General features: G+C 61.9%; 19 protein-coding genes. 10 read left to right on the top strand and 9 right to left on the bottom strand.

What is annotated here, in order from left to right:
* Nucleotides 1-21: 21 nt before the first annotated feature.
* Nucleotides 22-1,335 (bottom strand): ATP-grasp domain-containing protein, encoded by a 1,314-nt coding sequence (locus tag KG088_RS17065; protein WP_250148338.1) that lies wholly within the window; start codon nucleotides 1,333-1,335, stop codon nucleotides 22-24.
* A gap of 170 nt (nucleotides 1,336-1,505) precedes the next feature.
* Here KG088_RS17065 and KG088_RS17060 point away from each other — a divergent pair, with 170 nt between their 5' ends.
* The 8 genes from KG088_RS17060 to KG088_RS17025 are packed head-to-tail and all read left to right on the top strand — an operon-like array spanning nucleotide 1,506 to nucleotide 10,240.
* Nucleotides 1,506-1,868 carry an NADH-quinone oxidoreductase subunit A gene (locus KG088_RS17060; RefSeq protein ID WP_213827446.1) on the top strand — a complete coding sequence of 121 codons (363 nt, stop codon included), beginning with the start codon at nucleotides 1,506-1,508 and terminating at the stop codon, nucleotides 1,866-1,868.
* 32 nt (nucleotides 1,869-1,900) lie between these two features.
* Entirely contained in the window at nucleotides 1,901-3,739 is a 1,839-nt protein-coding gene (locus tag KG088_RS19700; RefSeq protein WP_250148337.1) for a heavy metal-binding domain-containing protein, read from the top strand.
* Nucleotides 3,736-4,632 (top strand): complex I subunit 1/NuoH family protein, encoded by an 897-nt coding sequence (locus tag KG088_RS17050; protein ID WP_213827444.1) that lies wholly within the window; start codon nucleotides 3,736-3,738, stop codon nucleotides 4,630-4,632. The genes KG088_RS19700 and KG088_RS17050 overlap by 4 nt, the downstream gene beginning before the upstream one ends.
* Nucleotides 4,632-5,189 (top strand): NADH-quinone oxidoreductase subunit J family protein, encoded by a 558-nt coding sequence (locus tag KG088_RS17045; RefSeq protein ID WP_213827442.1) that lies wholly within the window; start codon nucleotides 4,632-4,634, stop codon nucleotides 5,187-5,189. Before KG088_RS17050 ends, KG088_RS17045 begins: the two co-directional genes overlap by 1 nt.
* The gene (gene nuoK / locus KG088_RS17040) at nucleotides 5,186-5,497 is read left to right on the top strand and encodes an NADH-quinone oxidoreductase subunit NuoK (protein WP_213827440.1); all 312 of its coding nucleotides are present in this window, start codon (nucleotides 5,186-5,188) and stop codon (nucleotides 5,495-5,497) included. Before KG088_RS17045 ends, nuoK begins: the two co-directional genes overlap by 4 nt.
* The gene (locus tag KG088_RS17035) at nucleotides 5,494-7,392 is read left to right on the top strand and encodes an NADH-quinone oxidoreductase subunit 5 family protein (protein WP_213827438.1); all 1,899 of its coding nucleotides are present in this window, start codon (nucleotides 5,494-5,496) and stop codon (nucleotides 7,390-7,392) included. Before nuoK ends, KG088_RS17035 begins: the two co-directional genes overlap by 4 nt.
* Before the next feature lie 14 nt (nucleotides 7,393-7,406).
* Nucleotides 7,407-8,876 carry a complex I subunit 4 family protein gene (locus KG088_RS17030; RefSeq protein WP_213827436.1) on the top strand — a complete coding sequence of 490 codons (1,470 nt, stop codon included), beginning with the start codon at nucleotides 7,407-7,409 and terminating at the stop codon, nucleotides 8,874-8,876.
* Complete coding sequence (locus KG088_RS17025; protein ID WP_213827434.1) at nucleotides 8,876-10,240, top strand: NADH-quinone oxidoreductase subunit N; 1,365 nt, start codon at nucleotides 8,876-8,878, stop codon at nucleotides 10,238-10,240. The genes KG088_RS17030 and KG088_RS17025 overlap by 1 nt, the downstream gene beginning before the upstream one ends.
* Before the next feature lie 201 nt (nucleotides 10,241-10,441).
* Here KG088_RS17025 and KG088_RS17020 read toward each other — a convergent pair whose 3' ends face one another.
* From KG088_RS17020 to KG088_RS16990, 8 genes are all read right to left on the bottom strand, one after another.
* The gene (locus KG088_RS17020; RefSeq protein ID WP_213827432.1) at nucleotides 10,442-10,783 is read right to left on the bottom strand and encodes a cation transporter; all 342 of its coding nucleotides are present in this window, start codon (nucleotides 10,781-10,783) and stop codon (nucleotides 10,442-10,444) included.
* 76 nt (nucleotides 10,784-10,859) lie between these two features.
* Nucleotides 10,860-11,669 (bottom strand): prolipoprotein diacylglyceryl transferase, encoded by an 810-nt coding sequence (lgt, locus tag KG088_RS17015; protein WP_213827430.1) that lies wholly within the window; start codon nucleotides 11,667-11,669, stop codon nucleotides 10,860-10,862.
* A gap of 224 nt (nucleotides 11,670-11,893) precedes the next feature.
* A complete protein-coding gene (locus tag KG088_RS17010) occupies nucleotides 11,894-12,646 on the bottom strand; it encodes a copper resistance protein B (RefSeq protein WP_213827483.1) in 753 nt (250 codons plus the stop codon).
* Between the two features lie 27 nt (nucleotides 12,647-12,673).
* Entirely contained in the window at nucleotides 12,674-14,503 is a 1,830-nt protein-coding gene (locus KG088_RS17005) for a copper resistance system multicopper oxidase (RefSeq protein WP_213827428.1), read from the bottom strand.
* Between the two features lie 72 nt (nucleotides 14,504-14,575).
* Entirely contained in the window at nucleotides 14,576-15,328 is a 753-nt protein-coding gene (locus tag KG088_RS19695; protein WP_250148335.1) for an ATP-binding protein, read from the bottom strand.
* Nucleotides 15,329-15,910 carry a hypothetical protein gene (locus tag KG088_RS19690; protein ID WP_250148334.1) on the bottom strand — a complete coding sequence of 194 codons (582 nt, stop codon included), beginning with the start codon at nucleotides 15,908-15,910 and terminating at the stop codon, nucleotides 15,329-15,331.
* The gene (locus KG088_RS16995; protein ID WP_213827426.1) at nucleotides 15,891-16,556 is read right to left on the bottom strand and encodes a response regulator transcription factor; all 666 of its coding nucleotides are present in this window, start codon (nucleotides 16,554-16,556) and stop codon (nucleotides 15,891-15,893) included. The genes KG088_RS19690 and KG088_RS16995 overlap by 20 nt, the downstream gene beginning before the upstream one ends.
* A gap of 9 nt (nucleotides 16,557-16,565) precedes the next feature.
* Nucleotides 16,566-17,054, bottom strand: a complete 489-nt coding sequence (locus KG088_RS16990) for a cupredoxin domain-containing protein (RefSeq protein ID WP_213827424.1) — start codon at nucleotides 17,052-17,054, stop codon at nucleotides 16,566-16,568.
* A gap of 212 nt (nucleotides 17,055-17,266) precedes the next feature.
* On the opposite strand from KG088_RS16990, the gene KG088_RS16985 reads away from it, so the two are divergent.
* Nucleotides 17,267-17,917, top strand: a complete 651-nt coding sequence (locus tag KG088_RS16985) for a Spy/CpxP family protein refolding chaperone (RefSeq protein WP_250148333.1) — start codon at nucleotides 17,267-17,269, stop codon at nucleotides 17,915-17,917.
* A gap of 119 nt (nucleotides 17,918-18,036) precedes the next feature.
* Nucleotides 18,037-18,339, top strand: a complete 303-nt coding sequence (locus KG088_RS16980; protein WP_213827418.1) for a hypothetical protein — start codon at nucleotides 18,037-18,039, stop codon at nucleotides 18,337-18,339.
* Nucleotides 18,340-18,361: the final 22 nt, after the last annotated feature.

The following is an 18,361-nucleotide window of genomic DNA, read 5'->3' as shown; positions in this document are numbered from 1 at the left end:
CGCCATGACCAGGTGCAAGAGTTATGAAACATATTCCTTAGATCGCACTTTTGATAATTTATCTTCCAGGAGGAGTACAGGCGCGAATCCGCCGCCTGGCGTACGAAAGTTGGTGGTCTGTCCTCGATAGACCCTTGCCGCTGCTAGGAGCAAAGCGCCGCGGTAGGTATACAGACGCACGTCGACTTTGAGCATTTCTCGCTCACCGTCAACGAGAACCAGGCGCTCAGAGGGAGGCACATAGGCCTGAGCAATATAGTCGCTTTCCAGTATCCGGGAAAATGTACTCTTGGTGAGTTTGCTGCCCCGATACACCCCCTTGCTGCCATGACCTGACGCAGGTTTGAAGAACCACTCTCGTCGCCGTTTCCAAAGAGCATCAGCGTTATCAGCGGTAACTTGTACGGTGCGAGGGATACCAGAGCGAAGTAATTCGGCATTTTCAGGGCTCAAGCCCCAACCCGAAAGGGTCTCGAAATCTGATAACACAGACAGATTTCGTTTGTCCGCGAGCAATGCGTGGGCATGGGGGTTGGGGGTTATGACCGCGCCCCCCTCCAACCAGGCAGACCGCAAGGCGGCGTGTTCTGGTTCATCGAGCCCGAAGTCCACCAGGCGATTGTAAACCAGATCGATTCGCTTGCTGCCTCCATATAGTGTTTCTGACTCATACTGGAGGTCAGCAGGTGAGAGTACGAGGACATCGATACCATTACTTCGCAGTGACTGCTGCGCCAGCCTGAATTCAGGGTAGAGGTATTGCCCGGTGGGCTGGTCATCGACGATCGCTATCCTTTCAGGGCGTCCGCTGCCACGCTGGGCCTGCCATTCACTCTCGAACTGTGCTGTCACTGCGGCATCGAAGTCTTCCGCCCCGGCCACATGCGTTGAGTCACCGCAGCATGGTAATTGGGCCCGTGCCAGCATGGCATTGAGGAACGCCCCCCCGGCATTGGTATTGATTTCGATGAGGCGAGGTCCCTCCTCGCCAAGATGAAAATCATAGCCCATGAAGGCACCCACGGGACCTGGATTGAACTGTGCACTTTGCGGGGCCCAGGACAGTACCCGTCGCCGATAGGCGGGGAGCGCGGCAGCGGCCTCGAGAGCATGAACAACAGCCCTCATTTGGTCCAAATCATGAGGGGGAACGAAGACGGCTACACTTGAGAAGAAATGATTCCAAACCGAGTTTGTCAAGAAATCGTCAGCGTCATCACCCAACTGATCGGCGAGAGCCCGGGTGATTGCTCGTCGATCGAGAGTGACGCAGGCACAGTGCTGGTTTAGTCTTTCCGCTTCTGTCTTTTCTGAAAAATCGTCAGGTTTTTGCAAGAGTTTTCCTTTGATTCCGTTCACACCGAACTACAACGTGTGCATATATCGCCCTAAATGGGCAGCATTGCTCTACCATTAAGGTGCGTCAAGCGTTCGGTCGATGGGCCGAGCAACGGCCACCGAATCATAGATTTCACCGACGTGTAATGGGCTAAGCTGGAGGAATCATGAACGCTACGCAGCAATACGTTCTGCTACTTGGCCTGGCGCTAGGTACCGTGGGTGTGGTGCTGTGCCTTTACGGTCTGGCCCGCAGCATGGGACCGACACTCAGGGAGCCGGGCAAGGACGTACCGGCAAGCGCCGGAGTGCTGTCGCGGGATCCGGTGTGGGGACGCTATCACGCGCGATATTACGGTTACGCATTGCTGTTTTTGGCTTTCGACATGGAGATGGCCTACATGTATCCCTGGGCCGTGGTGTACAAGCAGGAGGGACTGGTTGCCCTGCTTGATATGGGCGTATTTCTTGCCATTCTCTTTCTCGGTCTGCTCTACGGATGGAGCCAGGGCGCTCTAAGGCGGCAGTAATGTCTGAGGCGGCAGTAATGTCTGAGGCGGCAATGACACTTGCAGGCGCGCGCAAGGGGCGCCCCTCTATTGTGCAGAGGCTGGTTGGACGGGCCCTGGCGCGCAACCTGAGCTGTCTGATTGTCCCGGGGCCGGAAGTGGCCCTGGCGCACGGTCTGGACGTGGCAGCGGCAGGCATGCGCATCGCCGACACGCCGCGCGACGCGGCTGTGCTCTTGGTCATCGGGGAACTGTCACAGAAACTGGACGAAGCCACGGCGGTGCTCTATGCGCAAATGCCCCGTCCGCGCGCCATTCTCGTGTTGGGTGGGCCGTCACCCCCATCATTACCTCACGCCGATGTCTCCGCGGGCCTCTCGCAAGCCGAGCTGATCGACGCGACCGGTCGGCTGCAGCGGGCGCTGGCCGAAAGCGCCTTCGCAGCCTCGCCCGAGGATTTCGACGCCTCAGTCCTGCAAGCCAGGACTGAGTATGTCTGTCCCATGCACCCGGAAGTGGTCGAGGACGAGCCGGGCACCTGCCCCAAATGCGGCATGGATCTGGTAGCTCGCGAAGCCGGGGACTCTGCTCCTGAGAGCGGCCACGATCATGAACACGAGCATCAGCACCATAGCCACGAGCACGAGCAAGAACAGTGCCATGATCACGACAATGCCGGGACCGGATATACCTGCCCAATGCACCCGGAAGTTGTTCAGGACGAGCCGGGCAGCTGCCCCAAGTGTGGCATGGATCTGGTAGCCCGTGAGGACGCGGAAGACGAGAGGACCGGAGACGAGGCTTCCGGGCACAGCCTCGATCTTGAGCATCACCATGATCACGCACATCAACACGGTGGATCCGACGGTCATTCAGAGCATGAATCTTCCGACCATGATCACATTGGTCATGATCATGGCGCCTCGGGATTTATGTCGATGATTGAAGTCACCAAGGACCTGCCTCGCAGCGCCGATGGCTTGGCGATGGACTGGATCGAGGTGCCGTTCGGTCCCTGCTTCCCCGGCCTGCCGGGCGGACTGAAGCTGACACTGACGCTCGACGGTGACGGCGTGACCGAAGGGCAGGCGACATCCTTGGTGGGCATAACCAACGAAGGTGAAGATGTTGAAGAAAGTGAAGAGATGAATGCCCAGACATTCATCGAGCATCTGGCATCGACTATGCCACTGGCACCGGTAAGCTACCGCCTGTTGGCCTGTCTAGCAATCGAGCGGGCGGCCGGGGTGAATGACGATCCGTCGACCACGCAAGCAAGGAACGGTGCACTTGAGCGTGAGCGCATCGCCAGTCACCTTGGTTGGCTGGCTCAGATGGGACGTCAGCTCGGCTTCGCCTGGCTGACCCAACAGGCTGCGACTCTGCAACTGCAAGTCAGAGAGGCTAACCGGGACAGGCTTGCTGCCCTGGAGCCAGCGCTGCGCGTATTGGATACCCGTCTCGGGCGAACACCTTTGCTCAAGGCAAGGCTGAAGGGTATCGGTGTACTGTCAACGGCATCTTCTGATCTACGCGGCCCTGTCGCGCGTGCTGCCAACGAAGGCGGAGATGCCTGGGCGCGCCTGTGGCAACGCCTGGCCGAAATAACGGCCAGTCTCGACCTGATCAAGTCGAACGGGGAGCCCGAGCTGCCATCCCTGCGCAACATTGTCGAAGGGTCAGGAACCGGTGAGGCAACCGTTGACACTCCGCGCGGCGAGGTCCGGCTAAGTCTGAAACTCGAGCGTGGCCAGGTGACATCGTTCAAGCTGGACACCGCCTGCAGCCACCATATCGGCCTGGTTGCGAAGCTCGTCGAGGGCCGCGAGCTGGGCGATGCCTTGGTGGCGGTCGGGTCGCTTGATCTCTCGCCCTGGGAGGTGAGCTCATGACTATCGCCGTGGTGTTGCTCGCCCTGCTGGTGTGCGCCTGGCTGCTTGCCGTGATCGAGGCCTGGCTTACGACCGGCCGCCTGCGCCCCGCCGCGCCGCTGCTTGCGGGCCTGTCGCACCTGGGCCGGGAGTCCCTCCTGCCGCGCAAACCCGACCGGCTGTTCTTCGAGACCGCGCCGGTGCTGTTGCTGGTGGTGGCCGTGCTGGGCGCCGCGGTCCTGCCCCTGGCGCCAGGACTGGTCATTGCGGACCTGGCCACCGGCGCCTTGTTCGTCAACGCGGCACTGGCCTATGTACTGGTTGCGCTGATCATGGCCGGCTGGGGCCCGAACGGGGCCTACGCCATGGTCGGTGGTTGGCGCTTCCTGGGGCAGCTGATCGCCTACGCCATGCTTGTCGTGATGCCCATCACCGCCGTGGCCATGCGCGCCGAGTCCCTGCTGACCAGCACCATCGTCACTTCACAGGCCGGCTTGTGGAATATCGTCTACCAGCCGCTCGGCTTCGTGCTGTTCTTCATCGCCGCGATGGCGCTGGCGTTCCGTGCGCCCTTCGACCTGCCGACCGCCCCGGGAGAGCTGGCCGGTGGCGTGGACGCCGAATACACGGGCGTGCGCCTGGCGGTACTGCGCCTGGCGCGGCTTTTGCTGGTGATCACCCTGGCCGCCGCTACCACGGTGTTCTATCTCGGCGGCTGGCACGGCCCACTGTTGCCGCCCTGGGCGTGGAGCCTGATCAAGACCCTGGCCGTGGCCGTGTCGATGCTGCTGGCCGGCCACTATCTCCCGCGCATCCGCGAGGCGGACCTGTTGGGCTGGTGCTGGAAGCTGGGGATTCCCCTGGCGCTGCTCAATATCCTGATCGTCGGATTGATGATCCTGGTGGTGCCTTGATGTTCTTACAGGCCTTTTTTGTCGCCGTGTTCGGCCTGGCCGCGATCGGCTTCGGCGTGGCGGTGTTTCGGACTGCGTCCATGGTGCGTTCCGCCCTGGCGCTGCTGTTCTCGCAGGCTGCGATCGGCTGCATGTTCCTGGCCATGCAGAGCGAATTCCTGGGCGTACTGCAGATCATGATGATGGCCACCGAAATGAGCATTATGGCCATCTTCATGGTGATGTTCATGATGGATCCTGGCGGGCTTGGGGGCATGGACATGAGCCACCAGAAACGCTTCTCGATCGGCGCCGGGGTGATTGCCGCCGGCGCCGCCTTCGCGGTGGCGCTTGTGTCCGACTGGGGACCGGTGACAGCCGCGGCGCCGGATGCCGCAATGCAGACCCGCGAGTTGGGCATCGAGATGCTGGGGCGGTCGATGCTGATCTTCGAGACTGCCGCCGTCACCATCCTGACCGCGATGATCGCGGCCACGGCCGTGGCCATTCCGGTGCGCGAGCCGGCCTGTAACGACGACAAAGACAAGAACGACAAAGACAGGGAGGCCTCAAGATGACCCCGGTCCTGATCGTGGCGCTGCTGACCGGCGCCATCCTTTTCGGTATCGGCCTCTATGGCGCACTGTCACAGACCAACCTCGTCATGATCATGATGGGTGTGGAGCTTATCCTGGCGGGCGCGCTGGTGAACCTGGTGGCCTTCTGGCGCTTCCTGCATCCCGAGAACTACGCCGGGCAGATGTTCGTGCTGGTGGTGATGACGGTCATGGCGGTGGAGATGGCGGTCGGCTTCGGCATCGCAATCGCGCGCTTCCGGGCCAAGGGCTCGGTCGAGATGGAGGAGGCGGGGGATCTCAAGGGATGAACGAGGTAGCGCTGCCGATAGTGTTCCCCCTGCTCGCGGCCGTGGCGATTCTGGTGCTGCGACGCATGGCACCCGCCCTGGCCCTGGGCGGCGCCATGTTCAGCCTGGCGGTGAGCCTTCGGCTGCTGGGCCGAGTCGCCGACGGACGGCTCGAAACGCTGCTTCTGCCGGGCCTGCCGGATATGCCCTTGCGACTGACAGCCGAGCCGCTGACGGCGCTGCTCACTGTGGTGATCGCCACGGTGGGGACCTTCGTACTGATCCACTCGGTCGGCTATATGAAGCGGGAATCCGGCCTGCCCCGATTCTATGCCGTGATGTCCCTGTTCCTCGCCGCGATGCAGGCCCTGGTGCTGGCCGGCGACTGGATTCTGCTGCTGGCGGCCTGGGAGTTGATCGGACTGTGCAGCTATCTGCTGATCGGTTTCTGGTTCCAGCGACCCGGGGCTGCGAACGCCGCCAGCCGCGCCTTCCTGTATACCCGCAGCGCCGATCTCGGCCTGTACATCGCAGTATTCATCCTCATCGGGTCGGCGGGCACCAGCGAGATCGCCGCCACACTAAATGTCGGCGGAAACGTAGCGGTTGCTGCCGGGCTATTGCTGCTGCTGGCCGCCATGGGCAAGTCCGCCCAGGTTCCCTTGCAGGACTGGCTCATGGGCGCCATGGCGGGCCCGACGCCGGTCTCGGCGCTGCTGCACTCGGCCACGCTAGTGGCCGCAGGTGCCATCCTGCTGATCCGCGTGACACCACTGCTGGCGCCGGAGGTCCTGCTCGCCATCGGGCTGGCGGGCGGCATCACCACGGTGGCAGCCGGTGTGATTGCACTCGCCGAGCGTGATCTCAAACGCCTGCTCGCTGCCTCCACCGCCAGTCAGTATGGCCTGATGCTGATTGCGGTCGGCGCCGGGGTGCCGCTGGCGGCCCTGTTGCATCTGGTCGTCCATGCCGCCATCAAGAGCGCCCTGTTTCTCGCCGCCGGCGATTTCCAGCATGCGCGCGGCGGTACCGGTTTTGATGGGCTAGAGAGCGTTGGCCGCGTCAGGCCCTGGACCTTCGCCGGCTTTGCGCTGGCGGCATTGGCGCTGACGGGCATCCCGCCGCTGAGTGGGTTCTTCTCGAAGGACATGGTGATCGCTGCCGCGCTGTCCGCACCTGGCGCCGCCTGGCTCGCCCCGCTGGCACTGGCCGGAACCCTGCTGACTGGTGCCTACCTGGCGCGGGCGCTGCGCCTGCTGTGGCGCGGTGCTGGCGGAGCCCGGCCGGTGGCCGGTGCCGTCTGGATGAACGTGGGTATATGGGGGCTGGTGATTCCGGCCGCCGGCCTGGGCCTGGTCTTTGCCCCCATCGAGGCGCTCCTCGGCCTGCCCGCCCCTGAAGCCGAAGGCACAGCGGCCGTGCTGCTCGGGCTCCTCGCCGCAGTGGGCGGCCTGGCACTGGGCTGGCTGGTGCCCGCTCGGCACCTGCTTGGCCCTATCCACCCGTGGGCGCAATCGGGGCTAACGGTCGCGGGCGGACTTACGGCCTTGGTGGGGAGGCCCGCAATGGCCGTTTCCCGTGGCTGTGAACGTTTGGAAGACCGCCTGTATGCGACCGCGCTTCGTGTCGGCCGTAGAGGCCTGACCATTGCCCGGGGCTGCGAGCGCCTGGAACGGAGCCTGTATGGGGTCGTGCTGGGTGCCGGCCGTGCCAATCTGGCCATGGCGCACCTGGTGCGCGTCGGCGATGAGCGCCGCATCGACGGACTGATCTTCGCCCTGGTAGCCGGCGTGCGCGCCTGGGGAGGCCGCGCTCGCGCCCTGCAAAGCGGCCTGATTCACCATAGTCTCGCCATCAGCGCCGTGGTCACCGCCCTGATGCTGGTCATCCTGATTTTGGCTTCATTGAGCTTCTAGAGGACAGCCCTACCATGCTACCACTCGTCTCCATTACCCTGTTCTTGCCGCTCGCCGGTGCCGTCCTGATTCTGTGCCTGCCGAGGCCGACAGCGCGGACCGTACATGGCATCGGCATTGGCACCGCGGTCCTGACCCTGGCCGGTGCCCTGGCCATGTGGCTGGAGGGAGTGAGTGGCGCGGACTTTTCCCAGGTCGATGAACTGGAATGGATCCCGGTCATCGGCGCCGCCTACCGGGTCGGGGTTGACGGCATCAGCCTGCCGCTGGTGCTTTTGAGCGCGGTGATGTTCCTGGTGGCGTTCATCTTCGCCTCGTCGCTTCGCGAACGCCCGCGCGCCTACGTGGTCCTGATCCTGCTTCTCGAAACCACGGCAATCGGGACCTTCACCGCCCTCGACGCACTCCTGTTCTATGTGTTCTTCGAGGTCTCCCTGGTGTCGATGTACTTCATGATCGCCGGCTGGGGGCATGAGGACCGGCAGCGCGCGGCGCTGATGTTCTTCCTCTACACGCTGCTGGGCAGCCTGCCATTGTTGCTCGCTATCCTGGGGCTTTACCTCGGTAGCCCCGAACCCAGTTTCGATATGCGTGCCTGGATCGCCGACCCGCCTCTGAGTGGAGCAGCGGCCATGTGGGCGTTGATCGCCATGCTGATCACCTTCGCGGTCAAGATCCCCGCGGTGCCGCTGCACACCTGGTTGCCTGCCGCCCACGTCCAGGCGCCAACCGTCGGCAGCGTCATCCTCGCCGGCATTATGCTGAAGTTCGGCACTTACGGCCTGATCCGCTTTGCCCTGCAAATGACCCCCGAGGCCTTCCGCGAAGCGGGAATGGTTATCCTGGTCTTCGGCGTCGTCAGCGCACTCTATGGGGCCTTTGCCGCCCTGGCGCAGACGGATCTCAAACGCCTCGTGGCCTATACCTCGATCAACCATATGGGCTATGTGATTGTGGGCGTTGCCGTGGCCGCGCTGACGCTCGACCCCTCGGTGCGTGCCGTCGCACTGGACGGCGCGGTGTTGCAGATGTTCAGCCACGGCCTGGTCACCGGGGCCCTGTTCTTCCTGGTGGGCATGATCCAGGAACGCGCCCATAGCCGTGAAATGGGCGCGTTCGGCGGCCTGCTCAAGACGGTCCCGCTTCTAGGCTGGTCATTTATATTGGCTGCCTTTGCGTCCCTGGGTCTGCCAGGTCTGGCGCACTTTCCGGCCGAGTTCCAGATATTTCTCAGCACTTTGGGTAGTGTACCCGCAGCGGTTGTCGTGGTGCTGGGCATTGCCATCATTGCCGGCACCTTTCTCAAGGCGATCCGCGAAACCTTCCTCGGCGAGCCCCGGCAACGGTGGCATGCCATGCCGGACCTGAGCACACGAGAACTGCTAGCCGTAGCGCCGCTCCTGGTACTCACCGTCGCCACCGGCGTAGCACCGTCCTGGGTGCTTGACGTCATTCACCGGACCACATCGTCGTTGGTGCTGTAATGGGCCATGACCTCGCATTACTGATGCCAGAGATCGCCGTGCTGTTGACGGCCGTCGGCGTGCTGATCGCGGAAATGCTTCGCCGACCTCGAATCTCGCTGTCCATCGCCGCCGCGGGCTTGCTTGTCGCCACGGGCTTGACGGTGCCCTTGCTCGGCACGGAGACCAACGTGTTCGGCGGCAGCTTCCGGATCGACGCGCTGAGCATCTGGGCAAAGCTTATCCTGTTGCCGGCCACCGTACTGTCTCTGCTGCTGGCACGAAACGACGTCGGCGGCACCGCACGCGAAGGCACGGTCTACAGCCTGATGTGCCTGGCAACCTTCGGCGCGCTGGTGCTGGCCGGGGCAGGCGATGTCATGTTCCTGGTGCTGGGCACGCTGCTGACCAGCCTGGCCACCTTCGCGCTCGTCGCCTATCCGGACGACGACTCGGCCACCGAGGCCGCCATGAAATTCTTCGTGTTCGGCTCGGTTGCCGGTGCGGTCATGATCTTCGGGCTCAGCTACTGGTTCGGCGCCACCGGTTCCACGCTGCTCGCCGATCTGGCGCGCACGGACGCGGTACCGCTGGCCGCCATCCTAGGGCTGGTGGCCGTCGTCGTCGGTCTCGGCTACAAGGCGTCACTGGTTCCGTTTCATTTCTGGGCACCCGACGCCTACGAGGGCGCGCCGTTGTCGATTGCCGCCTACCTGTCCGTCGTGCCCAAAATCGGTGCCCTGTTCGCGCTTACCCAGGTGGTGAGTGATGTGCCAGCGAACAGTGGCTGGCCGGCCGTCATGGCGGGCCTGGCCGTGCTGAGCATGACCTACGGCTATCTCGCCGCGCTGGTGCAGGACAACGTCGTCAGGTTGTTGGCTTATTCATCGATTGCCCAGTCCGGTTATTTCCTTCTGGGCATCGTGGCGGTGGGCTCAAGTGAGCTTGCCTTGCCGTCGATCATTCTGTTCGCCGCCGCCTACGCCGCCATGAACCTGGGTGCCTTCGCCGTTGTCGCTTTGACAGGAAGGATCCTGAGCGATTTCAACGGGCTGGGGCGCACACGGGTGCTGATGGGGATCGCCATGGTGATCTTCCTGCTGTCGCTGGTCGGCATCCCGCCACTTGCCGGCTTCGTCGGCAAGTTCCTGCTCTTCGCTGCCGCCATCGATGTCCAGTTCACCTGGCTGGCCGTCGTGGCGATCGCCAACAGCGTGCTCTCGCTCGCGGTGTATCTGCGCATCGTCGTGCCGATGTACCGGCGAGGGGAGAGAGCATCCGCCGCACCGCACACATGGCCCAGCATCGTAGTGATGATCACATTTGCAGCCACGTTCATCATCGGCCTGGCCGCTCAGTTCTTTCTCGCGGGACTGGTAAGGTGATCGCACTCGCTATCAAAACGACCGAGACATAGAACACGCGAACTGGCCGATACTGCTTGGTTCCGTCCTTTAGGTGTCGGGTCCCGCGTGATTGATTACCCGCTTGGCAAATAGCGCTACATTAAGTTCCGGCGCGGACCAAGCATATCTTTATGCTGCGCTCACCTTCAGGCCAGCTTTACGCATGAATATGGGTACCATTCAATGGCAGCTCCAAGGTTCCTTCTTGGCATTATCCTTCACATTCTGATCGACAAAGCGATAATGCTCTTCCTTGAAGCGGGTCCACCAATCATGGCTTATTTCGATAGCATGTTTTTCCAGAATTTCTTCAACACAGTCGAGACAGAGGCGTGAGGCATCATAGGCCAGGTGCAGCTGTCGTTTCTTGTCATCGAACGAAACATTGTCTATCCCGTAGAGCTTATCGATATCCGCTACAGCCGCGTGAACCGCATTCAGATCTCTGGAATCAAGCTTTAAGTGCCGGTTAACCAAGGTAGTTTCTGAGACTCCCAAGCGGTGCTCTCGATGTTGTTTCATGACAACCTCCGTAAAGTGCAATATCGATAAGGCTTTTCCAACCTTATCGCCATGTCTCCCATGGCACTGGCATCGCTCAACGACCCGATAAAGCAACCACGGTTTGCTGGCGGCGATACGCCACGATGACCAACAGCACGCCGACAACCATCATCGGCAATGTCAACAACTGACCCATGGTGAGCCAACCAAAGGCGATGAAGCCCAGTTGCGGGTCGGGAAGACGCACGAACTCCACGCTGAAGCGGAAGGCGCCATACAGAAGCAGGAACAACCCCGAGATGAAGCCTTGCTGCTGCGGTCGCCGCGACAGCCACCACAGCACGGCAAACAGCACCACGCCTTCTAAAGCTAACTCATAGAGCGCTGATGGGTGGCGCGGCTCAGGTCCCACTCCCATCATGGGAGGGAAAACCATCGCCCAGGGGACATCGCTTACCCTCCCTGGCAACTCGTGGTTGATGAAATTGCCGAGGCGACCGGCACCCAGGCCGATCGGCACCAGCGGTGCGATGAAATCGGTCAGTTGCAGGTAGGCTAGACGGCGCTTGCGCGCAAACGCCAGGGTCGCGACCAGCACTCCGATCAAGCCCCCATGGAAACTCATACCCCCTTCCCAGATCCGCACCAGCCAGAGCGGATCAGCGAGCCACTGCTCGCTTCCGTAAAAGAGTGCGTAGCCCAGCCGTCCGCCGAGTACCACCCCTAGCGCGGAGTAGAAGATCAGGTCGCCGATATCATCGTGGGTCAGCCCCAAGCGATGGGCCCGGCGTCGCCCCAGCCACCAGGCGGCGACGAAACCCACCACGTACATCAGGCCGTACCAATGGATCTGGATCGGTCCTAGGGAAAATGCCACAGGGTCGATTTGTGGATAGGCAATCATGGCATTCTCCTCGTGGCTCCTGGTCGCCGAAAATTGACTTGGTCCTGCTTACGTCGGCACCAAGGACTCAAGTTCATTGCTGTGATCATTCTGGGCTTTCTACCTGAACGCATCCTGAATCCGGCCTGATGATCATTTGACCAAGGTCAAATGATCATGGAAAAGCAGGCTCAATCGAGAACGCCACCTTTCGGTGGCGCCAGGTAACGAAAACACAATGAAGGTCAGAACATCAGCCTCACCCCCGCCACCACGCCGGTATCTTCTGTGGCATCACCGCTGGCGCGTGCGAGATCGGCGGTATCGCCGTATTGTTTTTCCCAGTAGGCACCGACGTAGGGAGCGAAACGGCGGGTCACCTCATAGCCCAGACGCATACCGACTCGCACCGAATTGAGCCCTTCGCCGACGCCGAACGCCTCGACGTCGCTGGCAGCGACGGCAATTTCGGTACGTGGCTGCAAATAAAGACGTTGTGTCAGGCGCAGGTCGTACTCGCCCTCGACGCTTGCCGAGACGTCGCCCTCGTCACTGACCTGCAGGGCCAGGTCGGTCTCGATGCCATAGGGCATGACCCCTTGCAGGCCCACCACGCCGTAGGTTCGCTCGGCATGGTCATCCGAGAACACCCCGCCCTGGTAGCCGATGCCGCCCTGCAGCTCCCAGAAGTCGGCGACGAGTCGGCTGTAGAGCAGCTCCAGCGACTCGAACTCGGCATCCTCGCCGTCGCCCTGGACGTTCTCACCTTCGGACTTCAGATAGACGCGGTTGACGTCACCGCCGTACCAGGCCTGGAAGTCCCAGACCAGCGCCTCGTCGCCCTTGTCGGGCACGGCGTACTCGAGTCGGTCGAACAGCGCCATGGCCATGTTGTGTTCCACGACCGGTGACGGCCAGCCGGCCGGGGCATCGTAGCCGTCTTCCGCCTGAGCGACGGAAAACGTCAGCATGGCCAGCACGGCGCCGGCCGCTGTCATGGGAATGTTGATAGTCATGCCTTCTCCTTACGAAACCTTGACGACCCGGAACATGCCGGCATCCATGTGGTAAAGCAGGTGACAGTGGAACGCCCAGCTGCCCTCGGCATCGGCGGTGATCAGTGCCGAGACGCGCTCGCCGGGCTTGACGTTCAGGGTGTGCTTGCGGGGGATCAGCTCGCCCTGGCCGTTTTCCAGCTCCATCCACATGCCGTGAAGGTGGATGGGGTGCTCCATCATGGTGTCGTTGATCAGGATCAGGCGCAGTCGCTCGTCCTTGTCGAAGTGAATGGGACCCGTCACCTCGCTGAATTTCTTGTCATCGAAGGACCACATGTAGCGTTCCATATTGCCAGTGAGGTGCAACTCCAGCTCCCGTCCCGGTTCACGTCGGTCCGCCCAGGGGGTAAAGGCCTTGAGGTCGCGGTAGACCAGCATCCGGCGCTCGTCGGGATCGATACCGATGCCGGCCTGATCGTAGCGAGAGCCCGGCTGCGCCGCCCCTGCCGCCAGCATGCCGCTGGCCTTCATTCCGTTACGCTCATCCGACATGCCCGCCATGCTGGAGTGATCCATGCCCTGCATGTTGGCGTGATCCATGCCCTGCATGCTGGTGTGGTCCATACCCTGCATGTTGGAGTGGTCCATACCTTCCATGCCGGAGTGGTCCATGCCCGCCATGCCGGAGTGGTCCATGCCCGCCATGCCGTAGGCCCCCATGGCCTCCATGCCACGATCAGCGATCTGGCGGCGCTCTGGGATCTCCGCCTCCATTCCCTCACGGGGCGCAAGGGTGGCGCGCGCATAGCCGCTGCGGTCCATGGACTCGGCGAAGAGGGTGTAGGCCGTGTCGTCCTCGGGCATGACCAGTACGTCATAGGTCTCGGCCACCGCAATGCGAAACTCGTCGATGGGGACCGGCTGTATCGGCTGGCCGTCGGCCGCCACCACGGTCATCTTCAGCCCGGGGATGCGCACGTCGAAGTAGGACATGGCCGAGCCGTTGATTACCCGCAAGCGAATACGCTCGCCGGCCTTGAACAGCGCCGTCCAGTTTTCTTGGGGCGAGTGACCATTGAGCAGATAGGTATAGGTGCTGCCGGTCACGTCGGCGATATCGCGCGAGCTCATGCGCATTTTCGCCCACATGCTGCGCATCTCGGCGGTAGCGGAAAATCCCTTCTCGCGCACGTCGGCGAAGAAGTCGGCGATGGTGCGCTCCTGAAAGTTGTAGTAGCCCTCGGCGGTCTTCAGGTTACGGAAGACCGACATGGGGTCCTCGAAGCTCCAGTCGGTAAGTAGCAATACGTGCTCACGGTCGTAGCGGAAAGGCTCACGTTCGGCAGCATCGATGACCAGCGGCCCGGCATGACCGAGCTGCTCCTGCAGGCCGGAGTGGCTGTGATACCAGTAGGTGCCGTTCTGGCGCACCGGGAAACGGTAGGTGAAGGTCTCGCCCGGGGCGATGCCGGCGAAGCTCAATCCCGGCACGCCATCCATGCCTGGCGGAAGAATCAATCCATGCCAGTGAATGGACGTTGGCTCGTCGAGCAGGTTGGTGACGCGCAGTACCGCATCCTGCCCTTCCTTGAGGCGGATCAGCGGCCCCGGACTGGTACCGTTGATGCTGATGGGGTGGGTTTGCTGGCCCGCGATCGGCAGCGACTCACGGCGGATGGCCAGTGCCACCTCGGGGCCTTCCTCGACGCCCTTGGCATAGGCGTTGGTCTGCCCCCAGGGATCGGCCCAGCTGGGACGTAAGCCAAGCGCGGCCGCCGACCCCAGCCCCAGTGCCGCACCGCCTTTCAGGATCTGACGGCGTGACAGCGGATGCGTGATGACTCTGGATCTTGCCATGTGTGACTCCCGTCAATGTCTCGTGAAGCCCATGGTGACGGGAGAAGCTGAATCACAGCTGAAAAAAGGCGGTCACATCAAACGTTCTTTGAGGGGAATCGTCAGTTCGACTCTCAAGCCACCCAGGGGACCGATGTCGAACCTCACCTGACCTGAATACCGAGGCATGAGTTGCGTCAGGATCGACAAGCCCAGCCCGTATCCGGGCTGACGCTCGTCGAGGCGCATGCCTCGCTGGCCGAGGCTAGACAGGTCTTGCTCTGCAACACCTGGCCCATCATCCTCGACGGTGATCCTGAGCGCTCCGTCCACCGCCACTCGGCAGATCACCTCGTGGGCCGCCCATTTCCCCGCATTGTCGAGCACGATGCCGAGCATCTCGGTAAGATCCTGGGACTCGATTGCAACCCGCCGGTCCCTATCCTCAGGCAGGGTCAGATGGAATCGCTTGTCCGGATAAATGCCACGAAACATCTCGATCAGCCGCGTGCCGTCACGATGAAGGCAAGATAGACGCCCGGCATTGGGGCCTGCGATACGAGAACCCCTGAGTTCAACATCCAATTGGGCGTGAATATATTCGAGACGCTGCACCAGCTTCTTGCGACGAACCTCATCAATGGGGCGCGAGCCTCGCAGTACTTGAGTTACCGCCGCGAGCGGCGTCTTAAGCGCGTGCGACAGGTTCGCCACCGAGTCGCGGGAGCGTTGCAGGCGACTATCGATCTCATCCATGAAGCGGTTGAGTTGCACGACCAGGCTGTCCAGCTCGGACGGCACATCGAGAGACAGCCGCTCACGCTCACCGGACTGAAGTTGTCCCAACTAGTCGCGGAGCCGAGAAAGCGGTATCAGTCCACGGTTGACCGCCAGCAGGTTCAGGGTGACCAACAGCACCAGCAGCCCAGCGGCGATGCCGGCGACCCACCAGTGAAGCCGCTGTAACCCCGCCTCCACCTGGGAAAAATCCTCACCCACCAGCAATACACCGGGTTGCCCGTCCCGCGTGAAGTGGCGTCGGTAGACGAGCAGATGTCGTTCGCCTTCCTTCACCTCGATGAGGGCATCGTCTGCCTCATCGAGCAGGGGCGCCAGGGTAGCCTGCCAGCTGTCATCCGACGCCGAGGTATCGCCACTCAGACGGAGCACGTAGAGATGGTGGAAAATCTGATAGCCCCGACTCGCCGAGTCCAGTGCCATGGGAATAGCGAGGCGGTCCTGCTGCAATTGCTCGATCGCATGATCGGCTTCCCGCTCAAGGCGCTCCCCGAGGAAGTCGCGGGCCAGATCCTGCAACAGGATGCCATGCAGAAACCACGTCGCCACCGCCACCAGCAGAGCAATGCCGGATAGCCAGGCCAGCAACCGGAACCGCAAGCTGCGTCGGTCAATGCGAAACGAAGACATACCCTTGCCCGCGCCGCGTCTGGATAATCGACTTGCCAAGATGGCGCCGTAGCCGACCGATATAGACCTCCACCAGGTTCGGCGCTGCCGCATCTTGTCCCAGAGCATAGAGCTGATCGATCAGCTTCTCCTTCGAGTGAACGCGATCGGGATGGTGCATGAGGTAGCGCAGCAGGCGAAATTCGGTACCTGTCAGCGGTTGCCAAGAACCCTCATCGATGCGCACGCACTGGTTGGCTTCATCGAGGCATACTCCATTGAGCACCAGTTCCTGCGACATGCTACCCGAGCGACGACGCAGCAGCGCCTTGAGTCGTGCGAGAAGCTCTCCCTCGTGGAAGGGCTTGGTGAGATAGTCATCCGCGCCCCCCTCCAGGCCATCGACCTTGTCTTCCCAGGTGTCACGGGCGGTGAGGATCAGCACAGGAAGGTCATGCCCTTCCTTGCGCCATTCCTTGAGTAATTCAAGGCCGGAACCGTCTGGCAACCCGAGGTCGAGAATCGCCAGCACATAGTGTTCGGTCGCCATCAGCGACCTGGCCACTTCTAGTGAAGTGGCCAGGTCAACACGGTAACCGCTGTCCTTTAGACTCTCGGCCAGGCTCTCTGCGAGCAGGTCGTCATCTTCGAGTAGCAACAGTTTCATGCGGGAGAATCATCCCTGGAGATCAATGTTTCCTGACATGCCGGCCTCATAGTGCCCCGGGATGTTGCAGGCATACTCCAGGTCGTCGACGTTCTCCGGGGCGGTCCAGACGAGTTCTGCCGTCTCGCCCTTCGCGATGGTCACCGCCGGCATGTTGCCACCGTGTTCACCTTCGGCCATGTCATGCCCGCCATGTCCACCATCATCGTGCCCGCCACTCATTTCCTGCATCATCTTGCGGTGCGCTTCCTGCGCCTCGGCATCACCGATGACGAACTCATGCTCGAGATTACCGGTGTTGACGATCTCGAACTTGATGGTTTCGCCTGGCGCAATATCGAGATTCTCCGGGTCGAACCACATGTCGCCCGCCTCGAAGCTGATGGTGCGATCGATATCGGCATTGCTCGCCGTAGCGTGGGAACCGCCGTGCTCACCGGCAGCGAAAGTCGTCGTCGTGGTCAGGCCAAGTGCCAGGGCCAGCAGTGTCTTGCGCATCGTGTCACCTCTTGAGTCGCGTCTAAGAGACTCGTTTATACCGCACAAACCTGAAACGAGACTGAACCCGTGGCCGCAGGGTTGCAAAGGGAAAAAGCCTTACTTGACCATGGGGCGACCCACAGGTTGTAAGCTTATAGCTGAAGCTAGCCCCGCCTTCACCAACTAGGGAAGGCGACTTCTCTACCATCAGCAAGATGAGGGGAAATACCATGGTTAAGCACAAACAGTTTCTCGCCTTCGCTCTAGCCGCCAGCATGGGGATCGTCACCAGCGGCGCCGTTTCTGCTCAAGGTATGCAGCAGGGCACCCAAGGGCCTGAGGGCATGATGATGGGCAGCGGCCAGGGCGGCACGAGCTCCAGCATGATGATGGGTGGCGGCCAGAGTGGCATGGACTCCGGCATGATGATGGGAGGCGGTCAGGGCGGCATGGGCTCCGGCATGATGATGGGAGGCGGCCAGGGCGGCCAGGGCGGCATGGGTCCCGGCATGATGATGGGCGGCCAAGGCGGGATGATGCCCTGCCCCATGATGTCCGGCATGGGCGGCATGGGCGGCATGGGCGGAATGCTCGACGAGGAGCAGCAGAGCTCCCTGCGCGAGATGCGCCAGGAGCACCGCTCCGCCCATTTCGAACGCATGGCCGAAATGATGAATCTGCGTGACGACATGATGCTGCTGATGCAGGCGGAGCGCCCGGATCCGGAGGAGGTGAAGGCTCTCCATGGTCAAATGGCCACCCTCCACGGTGAGATGATGGCGGACAAGGTGCGTATGCATAATCAGATGCAGGACCTGCTGACCGAAGAGCAGCGTGAACAATTGAAGCAGGGCGCCTCCTCTCGCAAAAGCCAGCAATGACCCCTGGTGCCCGCCGCCTGGCGGGCACCCCTCGACCATCCCACTCTTTCTTGCGCTGGATCAATGCGGCGACTCGCATGACTGACTCAGAATGACGCAAGGACGACGAGGCAATCACCATGACCGTTCAGGCCATACCGCTGCATCGCAAACGAGAAACACGTCTTCTGGCGTTTTTGCTCGCGCTGCTGCTGTCAGTGACCAGCCTGGTCGGCCATGCGGCCATGGACGCCTGCGCTTCCGATTGCACGACGGCTCAGGTCGAGATGGTGGATAACCCCGATCACGAGTGCAGCGCCTGTGCGACATTGGTTGCCACTCCCATCATTGCCTCTAAGAGCCTCGATCCTTTGGCCGAGGCCTCCCATCCGGCCGTGGTCGAATACATTCACCTACCGCCCCGGCAACCTCCTAGACCCTGACGGCGCATCTGCTACCTCGGTG

The sequence above is a fragment of the Halomonas jincaotanensis genome (assembly GCF_018448785.1).
Classification (GTDB): domain Bacteria; phylum Pseudomonadota; class Gammaproteobacteria; order Pseudomonadales; family Halomonadaceae; genus Halomonas; species Halomonas jincaotanensis.
The sequence above is the reverse complement of the archived record's forward strand: the minus strand, read 5'-3'. Positions and strand labels throughout refer to the sequence as shown.